Genomic DNA, 16,027 nt, shown 5'->3' on the forward strand with positions numbered 1-16,027 from the left:
GTTTATAGTTATTGTAATAAATTTGAAGAAATCCGCATATCTTGAAAAAATATCATCTCATCTTCATTTTACTGTTTTTTGCTCAATGGTGTTTAGGCCAAAATAGTAAAATTACCCTATCAGGAACTGTCGTTTCTAAAGTGAATTCTCCTATTGAGTTTGCTACTGTGATTTTAAAAAAATCCGTTGATTCGTCTTTTGTTTCTGGAACAATTACTTCTTCCAATGGTCTGTTTAAACTTACGGACATTTCAAGCGGAAACTATATCATATACATCAGTTCCATTGGTTATGAATCTGTTCGCCGTCCTGTTTATATTGGATCTATTTCTGCTTTTATCGATTTAGCTAAAATTGAATTAAACGATTCACAAACTGAATTGACGGAAGTCATTGTAGCCGACCGTAAAGACGAAGTGGGTCAACAAATGGATCGGAAAACCTATAAGTTAGAAAATTCAGTTGCACAAGCGGGCTCTTCTGTGTTGCAAGTGATGCAAACTCTACCTGGGATCACCATCCAAGAAGGGAAATTGAATTTAAGGGGAAGTTCACAAGTAACAGTTTTAGTTGATGGGAAGCAAACGGCACTGACAGGCTTTGGGGCACAAACAAGTCTAGACAATATTCCAGCTTCTGCGATCGATAAAATTGAAATTATCAATAATCCATCTGCCAAATTTGACGCGAATGGAAATGCAGGGATTATCAATATTATTTTCAAAAAGAATAATCAAGAAGGTATTAATGGGAAGCTTACTTTATTAGGGGGGCTTGGTGCTTTATGGGTTAAAAAGGAGAATTTGCCAGGAATTAGAGAGCAGTTTACTCAAACACCCAAATTCAACCCCTCCATTTCTTTCAATTATAGAAAAAGAAAGACTAATTTCTTTTTTCAAGGAGATTTTAATTTCACCCCCACTTTGAACAAAAATGAATTTGTGACTAGAAGTTATTCGGATGGGACAGTCATTCAACAACAGACCAAAAGGAATCGTCGAACAACGATTGGAACCATCATGACAGGCTTAGATTGGCAAATCAATGATCAAAATTTGTTTAATCATTCCATTTTATTCAGTAGCGAAAAGATTTTGGATGATGGTGATGAGCCATTTTACAATCAGGATTTTACGCAAAGAAAACGTCTTTGGCAATTTTTGGAGGATGAAGTTAAGACGACAGTCACTGCGATTAATTCATATCAATATAAATTCCTTCAGCCTGGTCATGTCTTGAATGTAGGAGCAAATTACACTTGGCACCAAGAGGATGAGAAATATTTTTTTACGAATATTTACCCGAGTTACACGGGCTATGACAGCTTTAAGTTGATGTCTGATGAAAATGTGTTGGATTTTAGCTTAGATTATGTTCGACCTTTGAGATGGGGTAAAATTGAATCTGGATTGAAATTTAGGTATCGATTTATACCGACAAGTATGTTGTTTATTCCAGGATTAAATTCCCCGCTTGATGTGACCGCTGGAGGTTGGGCAGATTATAAAGAAAGCATTCCTGCGATATATTCAAATTATGTATTTGAGAATGAGCATCTTGAATTTGAGGCAGGACTACGGATGGAATATGTAAAGGTTAATTATGATGTTGATCCTAAACATAACACTTATTCATCTAACGGTTATGTGTATACGCAACCCTTTCCTAGTTTTCGATTTGCCTATAAGTTGACTGAAAATAATAGACTTAGTTTCTTTTTTAATCGTCGAGTAGATCGTCCTGCAGAATTAGATATACGAGTTTTTCCGAAGTATGATGATGCTGAGATTGTAAAAGTAGGTAATCCGGCTTTGAAGCCCCAATTTACCAACTCATTTGAGTTGGGATTTAAAACAAATTTTAAACAAGGATATCTATTTTCATCTCTATATTATAAAGCAGCCGATGCGACAATCAATAGAATTGCTGTCACTTTGCCTGAGAGTACTTTAATCTATAATATCATGCAAAATGCAGGGAAAAGTGCTTTGATTGGAACAGAATGGGTATTTGCTCAAACAGTGAATGCAATTTTTAGATATAATTTTAATTTTAATTTATACCAAAATACCATAGATGCCTTTTCGGTGATAAATCAATATCCCAAGCCAACATTTTATCAATCGGAGGTACAGCAAATGATTTCATGGAATTTGAAGGCAAATGCATTTTTAAAATTGAATAATGGCTTAGAAGCACAAATATCTTCGGTCTATTTAGCGCCAGACATCATTCCACAAGGCAAGATTGGGCAAAGGTTTTCTGTGGATTTTGGGATGAAAAAAGTCCTCAAAAAGTCCAATGCTGAAATTTTTCTAAATTTGAGTGATGTATTAAATACCTTGAATATCTATAAAGAAATTCAAGGTAGTAATTTCAAAATGACTTCTAAAGATTTCTATGAAACGCAAGTTATGAGGCTTGGTTATTCTAAAAAGTTTTAAATTCTCAATAATGATGAAAAAGTTCTCTCATTGAAATTTCTAATCCAGAGGAGATCGCCAACAAAGTAGTAAATGTAGGATTTACTTTGCCTTTTTCGATGCGATAAATTTGACTAATTTCCACATTAGCATCACATGCTAATTGTTCCAAAGTCATTTTTTTTGATTTTCTAACGGTTCTTAAGTGGTAGCCTAATTGAATTAACAAGTCTTCTTTTTTAGAATTATTCATTTGATGGTATTAAATTTTTTCAATTCCACCGAATGTTGCATTTTCTTAAAAAAAATCTTTAGGCATATATGCTCAAATCATTTTTTTTATTATATTTATGCCACAATTTTATTTAATTCAAAAGTAAAATTTCCTTTACTGCTCAAAAGCAATTAAATTGCTTTTATGAATCCTCCTTTTATCCGGTGTTTTTTGGATAATGTTTCATCATTTGATTTAGAATATTAAGATTTTTTTAGAACATATAATTCAATAAAGCCCTTGAATATTATTCTTGGGCTTTTTCGTTCTTTTTAAAGATAAAAAAAATAGTGAGACGAAGATCTCACTATTTGATATGAATAAAAAACTATTTTCAATATTTGATTTTAGTCTTCTTTTGTTGCCACTTTTTTTGTTGCCAAAGGTTTATTGGTTAATAGCAAATCTAATTTCTTTTGAACAGCATCTCTTCTAGCTATTTTTTCGTTTTTTTTTGCTAGTTTTTCGGTTGCTTTTTTTTCCTTTTTAAGATCTTTTTCCTTTTGCTCTTTCTCCTTTTCCGCTTGATCCTTTAATAAATGGTGGTATTTTTTTGCGATTTGTCCAAGAGCTTTTTCGCTAACCTCCATTATTTTTTTTGCGTTTTTTTCAGATAATCCTTTCAATTTAGGAAGGACAACTGTAGACAAAATTTCTACCATTACTTTGTTTTTCTCACTCATGGTTCATTAGAATTTATTGGAACTTTAAAGCTATAAAAAGAAATGATTATTAAAAATTAAAGTGTGTTAAGTTTTTCGGTGGAATGAAAAATTTAACATTGGGATTAACTTCTTCATCTTATCGTATTCTGCTTTTTTCTCTGCTCTTTTCTTTTAACATTAAGTCATTAAGTGTCATTAAGTTTTTCTTGATTCTCTTAATCTCTTAATTTCTTAATGGTTAATCATTTTTTAAACATTAAGTCATTAAGAATCATTAAGGTTTTTCTTATTTTTCTTAATCTCTTAATTTCTTAATGGTTAATCATTTTTTAAACATTAAGTCATTAAGAATCACTAGGTTTTTCTTATTTCTCTTAATTCCTTAATTTCTTAATGGTTATTTTTTTAAACGTTAAGTCATTAAGAATCATTACGTTTTTCTTATTTCTCTTAATCCCTTAATTTCTTAATGGTTAATCATTTTTTAAACATTAAGTCATTAAGGTTTACTTATTTTTCTTAATCTCTTAATTTCTTAATGGTTAATCATTTTTTAAACATTATTTTTTCTATCTAATCGGGTAATTGATTATAAAATTCATTGACAAATGGTTTTAAAGACCTAGTTATGTTTTTGGTAAAAAAATTAATTAAGAGACCTTGAGGTTTTTCGAGTAGTTTCATATATGTTAGCAATTGTGCTTCATATACAGGATGCAATGTCTCTACGGTTTTTAGTTCTATAATGATTAGGTCGTTTACTAAAAGATCTAATCGTAAATCAGATTCTAGATTTAAGCCGAAATAATTAATGGGAACTGTAACTTGTTGTTTTACATGCAATCCATTCATTTCTAATTCGTGTCTCAGACATTTTTCATAAACACTTTCTAATAGGCCTGGGCCAATTTCTTTATGTACTTTTATAGCACAACCAACAATCTCATAGGAAAGTTGGGTAAGCGCTTTTTTTGTAATCATGATTTTTAGTGTTAAAATTTATTAATGGTTGAATCTTCGACATTCGTTTTCAACAAACGTTATAATTGGAGTAAATAATACCTAAGAACCTGATAATCGCAAGGAAAGTCCAAGCTAGTAAACTAGCTTATAAGTAATAATATAAGCTTCATGCTTTGCTTTATTAAATATTCTTTTTTTGATTTGTATTACTTTTGTGATCTTAACTATTAAAAACATGACCACTAAAAACCTTTGTTTCCTAGTAATTTCCCTTTTTGTATTTTCTTGTTCCAAAAAAGAGGATGTCGTTCCCCAAGAGAGCCCTGAATTAATAGAAATGCGTAAGCAAAAAGCTATTTGGGAGGCTAGAAAAATCAAATCCTACACGGTAGATCACATTAAACTTTGTTATTGTCCGGGAACGGGTAGATATAATTTTGTCGTGAAGGATAATGTTTTACAATCTGCTTACAATATCGATACTCAACAGTATGCAGAACCCGCTACTTTGAAAGATTTTAAGACCATTGATCAATTGTATGTTTTTATGGAAACAACCTTAAAGGCAAAACCTTTTTTTACCTATATCGAATATGATAAGGAAGGAGTTCCAACCAGAGTATCATTTGATATCAATGAACTTGTTCATGATGAAGAAATTGAATATTTCAATGGAGGCTTAAAAGAGACCAAGTAGAATAGTAGAGAGAAAAGAGAAGAGAGAAGAGAGAAAAACTTTGTGTCCTCCGTGTTCAAAATAGGTAATAGGTAATAGGTAAAAGTCTCTCCTCTTTTCTCTCTTCTCTTTCCTTCAAGTATTACCAAATTGTTAATCAATTACCTAAAATCTTTACAATTCCATAATCCAAAGGCAATGATGGCTTAACAAGTGCCTTGTCGGAGTATAATAATTTTGTGACATCAAAATCACCAGTATTATACCCCATGAAATTAATTGCCATTTACACCAATTTAGTACTTACCACGCTTCTATGTTCATTTGCCACTTTGGCGCAAGACGCTGGAATTCTGCGTGGAACCATCAAGGATGTAAAGTCAAAAGAAGATATCATCGGCGCAACCATTTTAGTGCAAGGCATTAATAAAGGAGCCGCCACAGATATCAATGGCTTTTTCTCTTTTAGTAAATTACCCGTTGGAACCTACTCTTTAAAAATTTCTTTTGTTGGTTATCAAACCAAAATTTACGAAAACGTAAAGGTTACAGCCAATCAAGTAACCGAGTTAAATTTAACTTTAGCAGAGGAGTCAACAAATTTAGCCGAAGTGAAAGTCGTTGCTCAACGCTTGACAAACACGGAAGTTTCTGTTATTTCTGAAATTAAGGCTGCTCAATTAGTTGTCAGCGGAATTTCTGCCGCTCAAATTACCAAGACGCTAGACCGTACTGCTGCAGAAGTAGTAAAACGTGTTCCAGGTGTAACCATTTTTGGTGATCGTTTCATCAATATCAGAGGATTAAATGAGCGTTACAATTCGGTTCAATTAAACAATACTTTTGCGCCATCGATGGAAACAGATGTGCGTTCGTTTTCTTTCGATATCATTCCAGCGGGTCAAATAGATCGTATTTTGGTATTTAAAAGTCCATCTGCTGAATTGCCCGGTGAATTTGCCGGTGGAACTGTGAAGATTTTTACCAAAAGTATTCCTGAGCAAAATTTCTTGACCTTCGATTATTCGAATTCTTTTAGAGAAGGTACTACGAGCAAAGATTTCTATACTCCTCAGCATGGAACAAATTATTGGACAGGATTTAATAATGGCTATTTTGATCTGCCAAAAGGTTTTCCTGCTAATAAATCTGAATTATTGAGTTCAGGTGCTGCTCGTTTAACACAGGTTGGACAATCACTAAAAAATAACTGGGTTCCTTTAAAAGAAAGTGCCATGCCAGATATGCGTTTGTCTATGTCTGGAGGCTTAAAATTGAATTGGGGCGATGTGAAGATTGGCAATATTAGTTCAATGAATTATTCGAATTCAAGAACGAGCTTTTTAATGGATCGGAATGATTATGGATATAGTCAAATTGGATCTACAGGTAAGCCAGATTTCGTATTCAATTTTGCAGATAAGCAGTATTCAAGTGCCATTCGTTTTGGAGCTATGCACAATTGGACTTTCCGTTTCAATGATGGATTCACGTTGGAATTCAAGAATTTATTTAATCAGTTGAGTAATTCACAATATGTAGATCGTACAGGTATTGATAATGGAGCTAATTGGAATATTAAGTCCTTTGATCAAGTGTATCGTGGAATTTATACCGGTCAATTGGTTGGTAAGCATGAGTGGAATGATGGTTTAACCAAAATGGATTGGGTTGTTGGTTATAATTCTTCTTTCAGAGACCAACCGGATTACAAGCGTTTTAGATATAGTTTAGATGGAGCGAATGCTACTTTATTGGTGCCAATCGGATCTGCACAAACCTTTAATTTAGGTCGTACAAATATCATTTTGAATGAAAATGCGAAAACAGCAGCCTTGAATTTTGCTCATAAATTTCAATGGGGAAAAGATGCGAATGGAGACTTTTCAAAAGAACTTGAGCTGAAAAGTGGTTTGTATTTTGAAACAAAAAATAGAAGCTTCTCTGCCAGAAACCTAGGTTATGTGCAGTCGAATAGTGCGATGTTTAATATTGGTACTTTGCCAATTGATCAAATTTTTGCTGATCAAAACATTAATACAACCAATGGTGTGAAAATTGATGAGCAGACTAATCCAAACGATTCATATACTGCTTCAAATGTCTTATCAGCCTTTTATTTATCAGCCAATTTTGCTTTAGGTTCTAAATTCAATGTGGTAGCTGGTGCAAGAGCTGAAAATAATAGTCAAAAGTTGGATTCATATGATTTAATTGGACATCCTTTGAAATACGACAATAATGTATTGAATATTTTACCGTCCATTAATTTAAGCTACAATTTTACGGAGAAGTCCTTGTTGCGTTTAGCTTACGGTCAAACGGTGAATCGCCCAGAGTTTCGTGAAGTAGCACCTTTCTCTTTTTATGATTTTGTGAACAATCGTAATATCTCAGGAAATTCTAATTTGAAAAATGCGACGATTCAAAACTTTGATTTACGTTTTGAGAAATACCCTACACCTTCTGAGGTAATGAGTTTGGCTTTGTTTTACAAACATTTTACCAATCCAATCGAGGTTGTTTTTGCTTCCGGATCTAATCCCAATTTAAGTTTCGAAAATGCGGAAAGTGCTTATTCTGCAGGTATTGAAGCTGAAATTAGGAAAACATTGAGTCCTGAAACCCCAAATAGCTTCTTAGGTCGATCGAGTTTGGTTTTTAATGCTGCTTATATTTTGAGTAAGGTTAAATTAAACCAGAGCACCTCTTCTAACCAGTCGGATAATAGACCTTTGCAAGGACAAAGTCCTTATATCTTGAATGCTTCATGGAATTACAATGATGCGCAAAAAGGTCTTCAGGTGAATTTGTCCTTTAATGTGATAGGAAAGAGAATATATGCAGTAGGTAATAATTACGGATATAATTATCCAGATTGGTACGAAATGCCACGCAGTATCTTGGATTTAACTTTCTCAAAGAAAATAGCCAAAAATGTATTGATCAAAGGAGGTATTAGTGATTTATTAAATCAACAAAACTATGTGCTTCAAGATGGAAATCAAGACGGCAAATTTGATCGTGTGGAAGATCAAGTGATTCAGTCGTACTATCCAGGCCGCGTGTATTCTTTGGGATTAATCTTTACGCCATTTGGCTATAAATAAGCAGTATTTAAAATTTAACACATAACATAACACAAAAATGAAAAGAGTAAGAACAAATTTCTTTAAAGCATTTATGATGATTTCATTAAGTGCGATGACATTTGTAGCTTGTCAGAAGGACGAGGAGATTTTTCCTGTTCCAACAGTAACAGCTTCTAGTACCATGGCGGGAACCATTGGTTCAACTGTTTCAGTAAAAGCAACGATCAATGCACCTGCTGGAATTAAATCAGTAATTGTATTGAAAAATGGTGTTTCATTTGATTCAAAGACGTATTCAGGTGAAAAAACGGCAGAATATGCGAAAGATTACGTAGTAGAGAATTTGGCTGCTGGCTCAGTAGTTAACTTTACTTTACAAGTAGTTGATACCAAAAATCAAGTTTCTACTTTAACTCCAATTGCTGTGACTGTTTCAGCTATTCCTCCAAAAACTATTGTGGAAGTAAAAGGAACCATTGAAGGTAATGTGACTTGGACTGCTGACAAAATTTACAAATTAGTAGGTTTTGTTCGTGTAGGTGATGAGACGGTTTTTGGTAATGTTACAAAAACGGGTGTTTTGACGATTCAACCAGGAACTACTATCATTGGAGAACGTGCGACAAAAGGAGCTTTAATCGTTCAAAGAGGGTCAAAATTAATCGCTGAAGGTACAGCAGAAAAGCCTATCGTTTTCACTTCTGAGAGAAACGTAGGTGAGAGAGAAGCTGGTGACTGGGGTGGATTGGTTATTTGTGGACAAGCTCCTAACAACTTGCCAAATGATGCTAAAAATAGAGAATTAGAAGGTGCTTATGGTGCTTATCATGGTGGAACAAATGCAACAGACAATTCTGGATCTTTGAAATATGTACGTTTAGAATATGCAGGTATTCCAATTAACCCAAATCAAGAAGTTAACTCATTGACTTTGGCATCTGTTGGTTCAGGTACTACAATTGATTTCGTTCAAGCTTCTTATGGCTTAGATGATTCATTTGAGTGGTTTGGTGGAACGGTTAACGCGAAACACTTAATTGCTTACAAAGGCTTGGATGATGATTTTGATACAGATAATGGTTATTCTGGATATGTACAATTTGGATTAGGTATCCGTGGTACTACACAAGCAGACCAATCTGGTTCAAATGGTTTTGAGTGTGATAATGATGCAAACGGTTCTGCGAATACACCATTCACATCTGCTGTTTTTGCTAACATGTCGATCATCGGTGCTAAAGGTGCTGCTTCTATTGCTATCTCTCCATTGTTCCAACATGGTGCTCAATTGAGAAGAAATAACAAGCAAAAATTATACAATGTATTGATCACAGGATATCCATTTGGTGTGTATATCGATAGCCAAAAAGGTTCAGCGAAAGTAAATGCTGCTAACGGAGATATCGATTTACAAAATGTAATTTTAGCTGGTGTTGATGGCTGGGGAACGAATAACTGGGGAACTGGTTTTTCTGCTAATCCAAAAGGTGTTGCAGTTCCAGGTTATGAAAACATGTCATCAGGTACAAATGGCGCAGCTATCATGATTGGAGATAAAACTCCAGAAGATTGGTTTAAATCATTAACAGGAAACAAGATTGTAACGAATACAGCTAATTTAGGAATTTCTTCTACATTATGGTCTTCAGGTCGTCCTACATTAGCCTTGACAACTGGTACTTCAGAGTCGTTAATCGGACCGAAGTTGAATAGCGCATTGCCTTCATTCTTTGAGTCGACAGATTATGTTGGTGCATTCAAGACAACTGATTGGACTTTAGGTTGGTCAGAGTTCAGCCCACAATCTGTGGTTTATATTAAGTAAAATCTTTCATTGGAGCCTATCTAGGTAGGCTCCAATTTTTTTTGACTATGCGAATATTCATTCCATTATTAGCCTTGGTGATTTTTGCTTCGTGCGAACCTAAGGATTCTCCCAAACATTATTTTTCTGATGCAGAACGCGACAGTTTATTGGTAAATATCATTACCAATGTGGCCGAAAATGCTACTTATGCGAATGATTCTACCCGATTTAATCCAGAGTTTCGAGCGTATTATGTGAATTTATTACCCAAATATACCTTGGAAAAATTGGAGAAAACGGGAGAGGGTCAGTATGTCTTTTTATTGAATAGACCGGTGGGTCATTTAACGCAATATCGTAGATCCGTAATTGGGAAATTTAACTTAAAAGAGGGAAGCTTATTGCCATTGAATTTTGAAGAAGTGGCAAATACGCCTCATTTGGAGCCAGAAACTGCCTTAAAACGAGGGAAGTTTTTGTTCAAAGAATTGGCATTGAATGGTAATTTAAAAGAATATATCCCATTAAAACATTATGTAGAATGGCCAGATAGCACATTGACTTACAATAAGAAATGGAAGCGTTGGCTTTATCATGAATAATTCTACTAGATTTTATATTGGTGTAATGCAGAAAATGTCGATGGGTTTCCTTTCGACATTTCTTTTGTAACTGTGTTCTCGTTGAGGATTTTGTAAATGGGAATAGTTTAAATTTAACTATCAACTTGGCAGAGTTTTATAGTAAATCAATTTGTAGATAAAATATATAAGTTATCTTTTGGTGAATCTGATTTCCTTTTTTTTAGGGGGAAATGGCTCCCCTTACCCCCTGCAATTTACGAGTTTTAACGTTCAGTTATTTGATAATCTGATTAGATCAAAAATTTCTTACCTTTTACCTCTTACTTCTTACCTCTTACCTTTTACCTCTTACCTCTTACCTTTTACCTTTTACCTATTACCTTTTACTTCTTACCTATTACCTATTACCTCTTACCTGAGACAGCCTCCTTTTCATATATCCCAAATTCAGGATTGAAATGGCAATCCCAGCGAGCCCAAACCACAAGATCCAAGAGAAAAAGATAGTAGGTAAATCAAGCGATGGAAAAATAAATCCAGCTGAAATTAAAAGTGTATTATAGCCTAAATATCCAATGGAGTCCACGATGTACATCAAAAAGCCAATATTCGCTCTGTGTTTAGTGATGGCTATTAATCGTTCAAACACGGAAGTAGTAATCGTTAAATAAGGTAAATAGATCCCAAAGCCTGTCATAACAATTAGCCAAAACGGATTGATTTGCTCTATGCCCCAAATGCCTGCAATGACCAGTAAAAGAAATCCAAAACTTGTGAAGGCTAGACTTAAGTAAAAGGCATTTCGATTATTTTTGATAACCACCAAGCTTCCATTGATTATTAAAATGCCAATTGTAACCCATATTTCAGTTTGTGAATAAAGGGATGGGACACTTTTATACCCTAAAAATTGCCAAATTTCTGGCGCAAAATCGGATCTAATTCCCCTTAATAATGAAGCGAACAAATACAACAGACTGATGCTTAAAATCCCAGGCCATAGTTGTTTTACTAGTAAAATCCTATCTGCTTGAGTCATCGGAATCCTTTCTGAACGATCCTGAGTTTCTTCTTTAGATGGTTTAGGTATTCTTGTTAGCATCCATACAAAGAATAAAAAGGGTAGAATGTAAATTAAGCCAGTTGCAAATGGCATCCAATTTTCAGCAATGCCCCAATTTAGGACAGATATACCCATCGACTTAGAAACTCCATCGGCTAGTATAAAGCTGGAACCTAATGCCGCGATAAATAATTCTGTATTTCTTTTACCCTCTAAATATCCTTGAATGTACCCAAATACCATTCCAAGTGGCAATCCATTGATCACTAAAAAGATGAGATTATAAGGTTTTGGAACAAATCCAAAACCCAATAAGGCCAGTTGAGCAATAAAAATGCTTGAGATAATAGCTTTTGATCTATTTTCCCAAGTGATGGAAGAAACAAAAAAAATGCCCATGCATTTGGAGAGCATATAACCTGCAATTTGCGCGGAAATCAATATGGCTTTCCAATGAATTCCTAGCCAATATTGGTTTTCATACAATCCTGCTGTAAATGGTTTTCTAAAACCATAAACGCAAAAATAGCATCCAAAAGCTGCCACCATCGTCCAAGCTGGATGTGTGGTCCAATCTTTTTGTGATTTTTGAGTTCCACTTAATGCTTGTATCATTTTAAATAGGATCTCAATAAAGGCACGTAACTTTCAATGGGATTTACTACCATGCTAGGCACTTTAGCCATATCATCGTATTTTCGAAGAATGACAGCATCTTTGTAGAAAGGGTTTTTCTCAAATGCTTGACATTCTTCTTCTGACATAATTCCTCCTTGAAGGTGTAGGCTAATGATGGAAGGTTCGCTTAGAAGATCGAAATAACCCGGTTCGCGGCCACATAAATATCTTTTGGCATCCACATGTAACAAAACGGGTTCTGCGACTGCAGAAATAAAATGTTGATTGACAAAATCAAAGCCTAAGCTTTCATGTAAATCGTCTATGCCTTTATCAGGAGCATCATTTGGTAAATTGTGCAACAAATGACCGATGTCGTGCAATAAACAGGCTACGACAATACTTTCCTTTTCTTTATTTTGATGTGCTAAATGAGCAGCCTGTAAGGCATGTTCCCCTTGGGTAACAGGTTCTCCTCCGTATTGAGAATCACCATGGTTTTTAAGTAGAAAAATGATTTCTTCTACGATATTGATTGACATGATTTTTGCTAATTATACATTAAATTAGCACGGCTGAATTCAGTAAAAAAGTGGCTTTGGTTGATTTAAAATAGATTTTACATTTGATTTATGATTTGGTAATAAAGGGAAGAGAGGTAAGAGGTAATAGGTAAGAGGTAAAAGGTATGATTAAGTTAAATATACATTCTTGATTCAGCATTTTCCCTGTTCCCTCTTACTTTTTACCTCTTACCTCTTACCTATTACCTCTTACCTAAAATTACCTAAGCTTCAATGCATTTTTGATCTTAGTGAAAATATCATAATTGTTATAAATCCCTTTGAAATTTTCAGCACCAGGGCCAAATGCAAAAACAGGAATCATTTGCCCAGAATGTCCTTTTGTGATAAAGGAAGCTTTTACTTCACCCGTTTTCATGTTCCCACCCAATAATGCCATTCCGCCCGTTTCGTGATCGGCAGTAATCACAATCAAAGTTTCTTTGTTTTTTTCTGCGAAATCTAAGGCATAACCAATCGTTTTATTAAAATCCAACATCTCATTCACCACATAGTCTGTTTCATTCGCGTGGCCACCCCAATCGATTTGTGATCCTTCTATCATTAAAAAGAATCCTTTGGGATTTTGATCAACAATTTCAATGGCCTTCTTTGCCGATTTGATTAAAGCATCCCCACGGCCTTCGCTCATTTTAATGGGATTTTCATCCGCATACAAATCGATGATTTTGCCGCTTTTGACTTTTTCTAATTCATCTATGGAAGATAAAACTTGATAACCCTTTTTCTGAAAAGTGTCGAACAAATTAACATTGTCAGTTCTTTTTGAAAAATATTTTCTACCTCCACCAATCACAACATCTACCTCTGTATTAAGGAAATCTTTCGCTATTTCTTCGTGCATACTTCTTTTTTTCTGATGCGCAATGAAGGAGGACGGAGTAGCATCTGTAATATCACAAGTCGTCACCAATCCTGTCGCTAAGCCTTTTAATTCTGCCAATTCCAACAAGGTAACAGATGATTTTCCTGTAGAATCCAAACCGATTGCCCCATTATAGGTCTGTTTACCTGTTGCGAAAGCTGTAGCCCCAGCAGCTGAATCTGTAACATAGTTGTCCGATGCTTGATTTTTATGGAATCCGATAAAAGAACATCTCTCTAATTCCAAATGACCTTTGTTTGCAGTTAAACCCGCATAAATTTGACTTACACCCATACCATCCCCAATCAGTAGAATAATATTTTTAGGTGCTTTTTGGGCAAATCCAACGAAACTCAAGCATAATAGAAAAATGATTTTTTTCATGATAGATATAAATTTTGAATATATTCAGCTGTAAATCCTGGTGAAGTTGTCATGCCTTTTCCCCCAATTCCGTTGATAATATGAATAACATTGTCAATGGTTTTGGTAAAAATATCCGACTTGTCAGATTGTAAATAAAATCCAGCCCAAGACGAATCAACTTGCCAACTTTCTAAATTAGTGATTTTTTTGGCCTCATTTAGCATCATTTCATTGATTTCACTTGAAATTTCAAATCCAAATTTCGCTTGTTCATTCGCAGGAACATATTCATGCGAATCGCCAAGAATGATAGATCCATCGTGTGCTTGTTTAAATAAAATATGGATTCCTTTTTCTTGTAGCAATTTTTGCTCGGGAGTCGCACTTAATTTTGAAAACGAAGGACAAGAATGAAAGCTCTCATATCTACGAATGGTTAAGCCTGTCAAAATATTAGACTTAAGTATGGGTTTTTGAGGAGCCAAACGCATCATTTGTAACTTGCTAATTTTTAAATCTTCTTTTGGATAATGCTCTGGTAGTAAAAATTGCGTATCTCTACCGTTTGCTATAATCACATGATCCCCCCAAAAAGTTTGCCTTTTGGAAGAAGTCAACATGGCAATTCCTCGCTTTTTTTCAACTCCAATGATAGAACATTGATTATGATAATGTAATCCCATGTACTTAATCATATATTCTCGAACCCGATGAACCATTACCAAGGGATTTAATGAGGCTTCTTCTGGGAAAAATAATCCTGCTTTAGCATATTCTTTTTTGAAATGCGGATTTATTTCCAAACATTCATGAGCAGTATATAGTCTATTGGTATAATTTCTTTCATTCATCAAGGCGCTCATTTCTTCTAGCAAAGTAGCTTCTTGATCATCGGAAGCTAAATACCAAGACCCATTTCCGACCAATGAAATGTCAACTTCTTGTTGTAATTCTTTGTAAATTTTAATGGATTTACGTCCATAGTCGAACCAAGAATCCAAGGCTTGGCCAGAAGGCACTCCTTGACCAAAATTTCGAAAACTAGCTTCGTATGGAAGCTCATCTTTTTCCAATAAAAGTACTGACTTCTTTTTCCTTAAGGCATGTAAGGCACAAAATGTTCCAATGATGCCACCACCCACAATGACTAAATCGTATTTTCTATTTTTCAACATTTTCAATCAATTCAATTAAGTCTGAAATTTTATTTAATAATCCATCGTTCGGGCATACTTCTAATTGTTCTCTGGTGTGAGTTCCATTGCATACTCCCAAAGCAAGTCGGACTTTAGCATTTTTACCAAAAGCTAAATCGACAGGCGTGTCGCCAATGTTGATGACTTCCATGGGGTCGCTGATTCCACAAACCGACATTGCATATTCGATCATTTTAGGAGAGGGGCGACCTTCGCCATTTACTTCGTCTGGAGTAATAGAAAGGTGTATGCCTTGCTGATTTTTTAGATTGATAAATTGTTCATCTAGGCTTTGTAACCAGCCTAATTTAGACAAAATGATATTGGCTACCTTCCGATAAAAACCTGTTGTTAAGGCGATGTAAATTCCTTTGGAATGTAAATAGTCGAAAAGCTCTAAGCATCCTTCTGTTGGAAATATATCCTCTGTTTGGTAGTGATTTTCTAATATCTCAGTAAAATCTTGGTAGGATTTCTGAGCCAAATTTTCAATGTCCGTATGACCTTCTCCTAATTGTTCCGCCCAAAGTAATCGAAACACATATAATTTGGCATATCCCTGTAAAGCCAAAATTCGCTCATCGCTCGCCTCCAAACCGTTTTTTCTTGCAGCTAAGCGAAAGCAATGTTCTACTTCGTGGTGATCTTTGACTGTTGTGCCAGCCATATCAAGTACGACTAATTTGATTTTCCCCATTTTTATTTCTTTTCTACGAATTAAAAACATAGGTATTAAGTATGCATTAACGCAGTGTGAAGAAATCATTAAACCGTAAATTATTGTATTTTTCTACTATTTTTTGTGGGGGTTTCTTTAAACAAAATGCTTCTTAACAATTCCGAAACAAAGG

At 34.6% G+C, this 16,027-nt stretch carries 13 protein-coding genes; 5 read left to right on the forward strand and 8 right to left on the reverse strand.

Annotation, left to right across the window (positions count from 1 at the left end; genetic code table 11):
- The first annotated feature begins 41 nt into the window (after positions 1–41).
- Positions 42–2,444, forward strand: coding sequence for a TonB-dependent receptor (locus V7S79_RS05080; RefSeq protein WP_459489476.1), 2,403 nt, complete (start codon positions 42–44; stop codon positions 2,442–2,444).
- A 4-nt stretch (positions 2,445–2,448) separates the two neighbouring features.
- Here V7S79_RS05080 and V7S79_RS05085 read toward each other — a convergent pair whose 3' ends face one another.
- The 3 genes from V7S79_RS05085 to V7S79_RS05095 form a co-directional block, all read right to left on the reverse strand.
- Positions 2,449–2,676 carry a helix-turn-helix domain-containing protein gene (locus V7S79_RS05085; RefSeq protein ID WP_459489477.1) on the reverse strand — a complete coding sequence of 76 codons (228 nt, stop codon included), beginning with the start codon at positions 2,674–2,676 and terminating at the stop codon, positions 2,449–2,451.
- Positions 2,677–3,044: 368 nt separating this feature from the next.
- Positions 3,045–3,323, reverse strand: coding sequence for a hypothetical protein (locus V7S79_RS05090; RefSeq protein WP_459489478.1), 279 nt, complete (start codon positions 3,321–3,323; stop codon positions 3,045–3,047).
- A gap of 612 nt (positions 3,324–3,935) precedes the next feature.
- Positions 3,936–4,343 (reverse strand): GxxExxY protein, encoded by a 408-nt coding sequence (locus V7S79_RS05095; protein ID WP_459489479.1) that lies wholly within the window; start codon positions 4,341–4,343, stop codon positions 3,936–3,938.
- A gap of 217 nt (positions 4,344–4,560) precedes the next feature.
- On the opposite strand from V7S79_RS05095, the gene V7S79_RS05100 reads away from it, so the two are divergent.
- From V7S79_RS05100 to V7S79_RS05115, 4 genes are all read left to right on the forward strand, one after another.
- On the forward strand, positions 4,561–5,022 hold the full coding sequence (locus V7S79_RS05100) for a DUF6174 domain-containing protein (RefSeq protein ID WP_459489480.1): 462 nt from the start codon (positions 4,561–4,563) through the stop codon (positions 5,020–5,022).
- Positions 5,023–5,270: 248 nt separating this feature from the next.
- Entirely contained in the window at positions 5,271–8,111 is a 2,841-nt protein-coding gene (locus V7S79_RS05105) for a TonB-dependent receptor (protein ID WP_459489481.1), read from the forward strand.
- A gap of 37 nt (positions 8,112–8,148) precedes the next feature.
- Positions 8,149–9,918, forward strand: coding sequence for an Ig-like domain repeat protein (locus V7S79_RS05110; protein ID WP_459489482.1), 1,770 nt, complete (start codon positions 8,149–8,151; stop codon positions 9,916–9,918).
- 47 nt (positions 9,919–9,965) lie between these two features.
- A complete protein-coding gene (locus tag V7S79_RS05115) occupies positions 9,966–10,502 on the forward strand; it encodes a hypothetical protein (protein WP_459489483.1) in 537 nt (178 codons plus the stop codon).
- A 379-nt stretch (positions 10,503–10,881) separates the two neighbouring features.
- Here V7S79_RS05115 and V7S79_RS05120 read toward each other — a convergent pair whose 3' ends face one another.
- From V7S79_RS05120 to V7S79_RS05140, 5 genes are all read right to left on the reverse strand, one after another.
- A complete protein-coding gene (locus V7S79_RS05120) occupies positions 10,882–12,162 on the reverse strand; it encodes a DUF5690 family protein (RefSeq protein ID WP_459489484.1) in 1,281 nt (426 codons plus the stop codon).
- Positions 12,159–12,707 carry an HD domain-containing protein gene (locus V7S79_RS05125; protein ID WP_459489485.1) on the reverse strand — a complete coding sequence of 183 codons (549 nt, stop codon included), beginning with the start codon at positions 12,705–12,707 and terminating at the stop codon, positions 12,159–12,161. Before V7S79_RS05125 ends, V7S79_RS05120 begins: the two co-directional genes overlap by 4 nt.
- Positions 12,708–12,948: 241 nt before the next feature.
- Entirely contained in the window at positions 12,949–13,998 is a 1,050-nt protein-coding gene (locus V7S79_RS05130) for an alkaline phosphatase (RefSeq protein ID WP_459489486.1), read from the reverse strand.
- Positions 13,995–15,155 carry a TIGR03364 family FAD-dependent oxidoreductase gene (locus tag V7S79_RS05135; protein WP_459489487.1) on the reverse strand — a complete coding sequence of 387 codons (1,161 nt, stop codon included), beginning with the start codon at positions 15,153–15,155 and terminating at the stop codon, positions 13,995–13,997. Before V7S79_RS05135 ends, V7S79_RS05130 begins: the two co-directional genes overlap by 4 nt.
- On the reverse strand, positions 15,142–15,903 hold the full coding sequence (locus V7S79_RS05140) for an HAD family hydrolase (RefSeq protein ID WP_459489488.1): 762 nt from the start codon (positions 15,901–15,903) through the stop codon (positions 15,142–15,144). Before V7S79_RS05140 ends, V7S79_RS05135 begins: the two co-directional genes overlap by 14 nt.
- Positions 15,904–16,027: the final 124 nt, after the last annotated feature.

The organism is Aquirufa sp. ROCK-SH2 (assembly GCF_054558315.1).

What these genes read in the sequence shown, in the direction of transcription:
- V7S79_RS05100 (WP_459489480.1), top strand. Translation starts at nt 4,561, where the DNA reads ATGACCACTAAAAACCTTTGTTTCCTAGTAATTTCCCTTTTTGTATTT.
- V7S79_RS05125 (WP_459489485.1), bottom strand. Translation starts at nt 12,707, where the DNA reads ATGTCAATCAATATCGTAGAAGAAATCATTTTTCTACTTAAAAACCAT.
- V7S79_RS05095 (WP_459489479.1), bottom strand. Translation starts at nt 4,343, where the DNA reads ATGATTACAAAAAAAGCGCTTACCCAACTTTCCTATGAGATTGTTGGT.
- V7S79_RS05105 (WP_459489481.1), top strand. Translation starts at nt 5,271, where the DNA reads ATGAAATTAATTGCCATTTACACCAATTTAGTACTTACCACGCTTCTA.
- V7S79_RS05135 (WP_459489487.1), bottom strand. Translation starts at nt 15,155, where the DNA reads ATGTTGAAAAATAGAAAATACGATTTAGTCATTGTGGGTGGTGGCATC.
- V7S79_RS05120 (WP_459489484.1), bottom strand. Translation starts at nt 12,162, where the DNA reads ATGATACAAGCATTAAGTGGAACTCAAAAATCACAAAAAGATTGGACC.
- V7S79_RS05085 (WP_459489477.1), bottom strand. Translation starts at nt 2,676, where the DNA reads ATGAATAATTCTAAAAAAGAAGACTTGTTAATTCAATTAGGCTACCAC.
- V7S79_RS05130 (WP_459489486.1), bottom strand. Translation starts at nt 13,998, where the DNA reads ATGAAAAAAATCATTTTTCTATTATGCTTGAGTTTCGTTGGATTTGCC.
- V7S79_RS05140 (WP_459489488.1), bottom strand. Translation starts at nt 15,903, where the DNA reads ATGTTTTTAATTCGTAGAAAAGAAATAAAAATGGGGAAAATCAAATTA.
- V7S79_RS05110 (WP_459489482.1), top strand. Translation starts at nt 8,149, where the DNA reads ATGAAAAGAGTAAGAACAAATTTCTTTAAAGCATTTATGATGATTTCA.
- V7S79_RS05115 (WP_459489483.1), top strand. Translation starts at nt 9,966, where the DNA reads ATGCGAATATTCATTCCATTATTAGCCTTGGTGATTTTTGCTTCGTGC.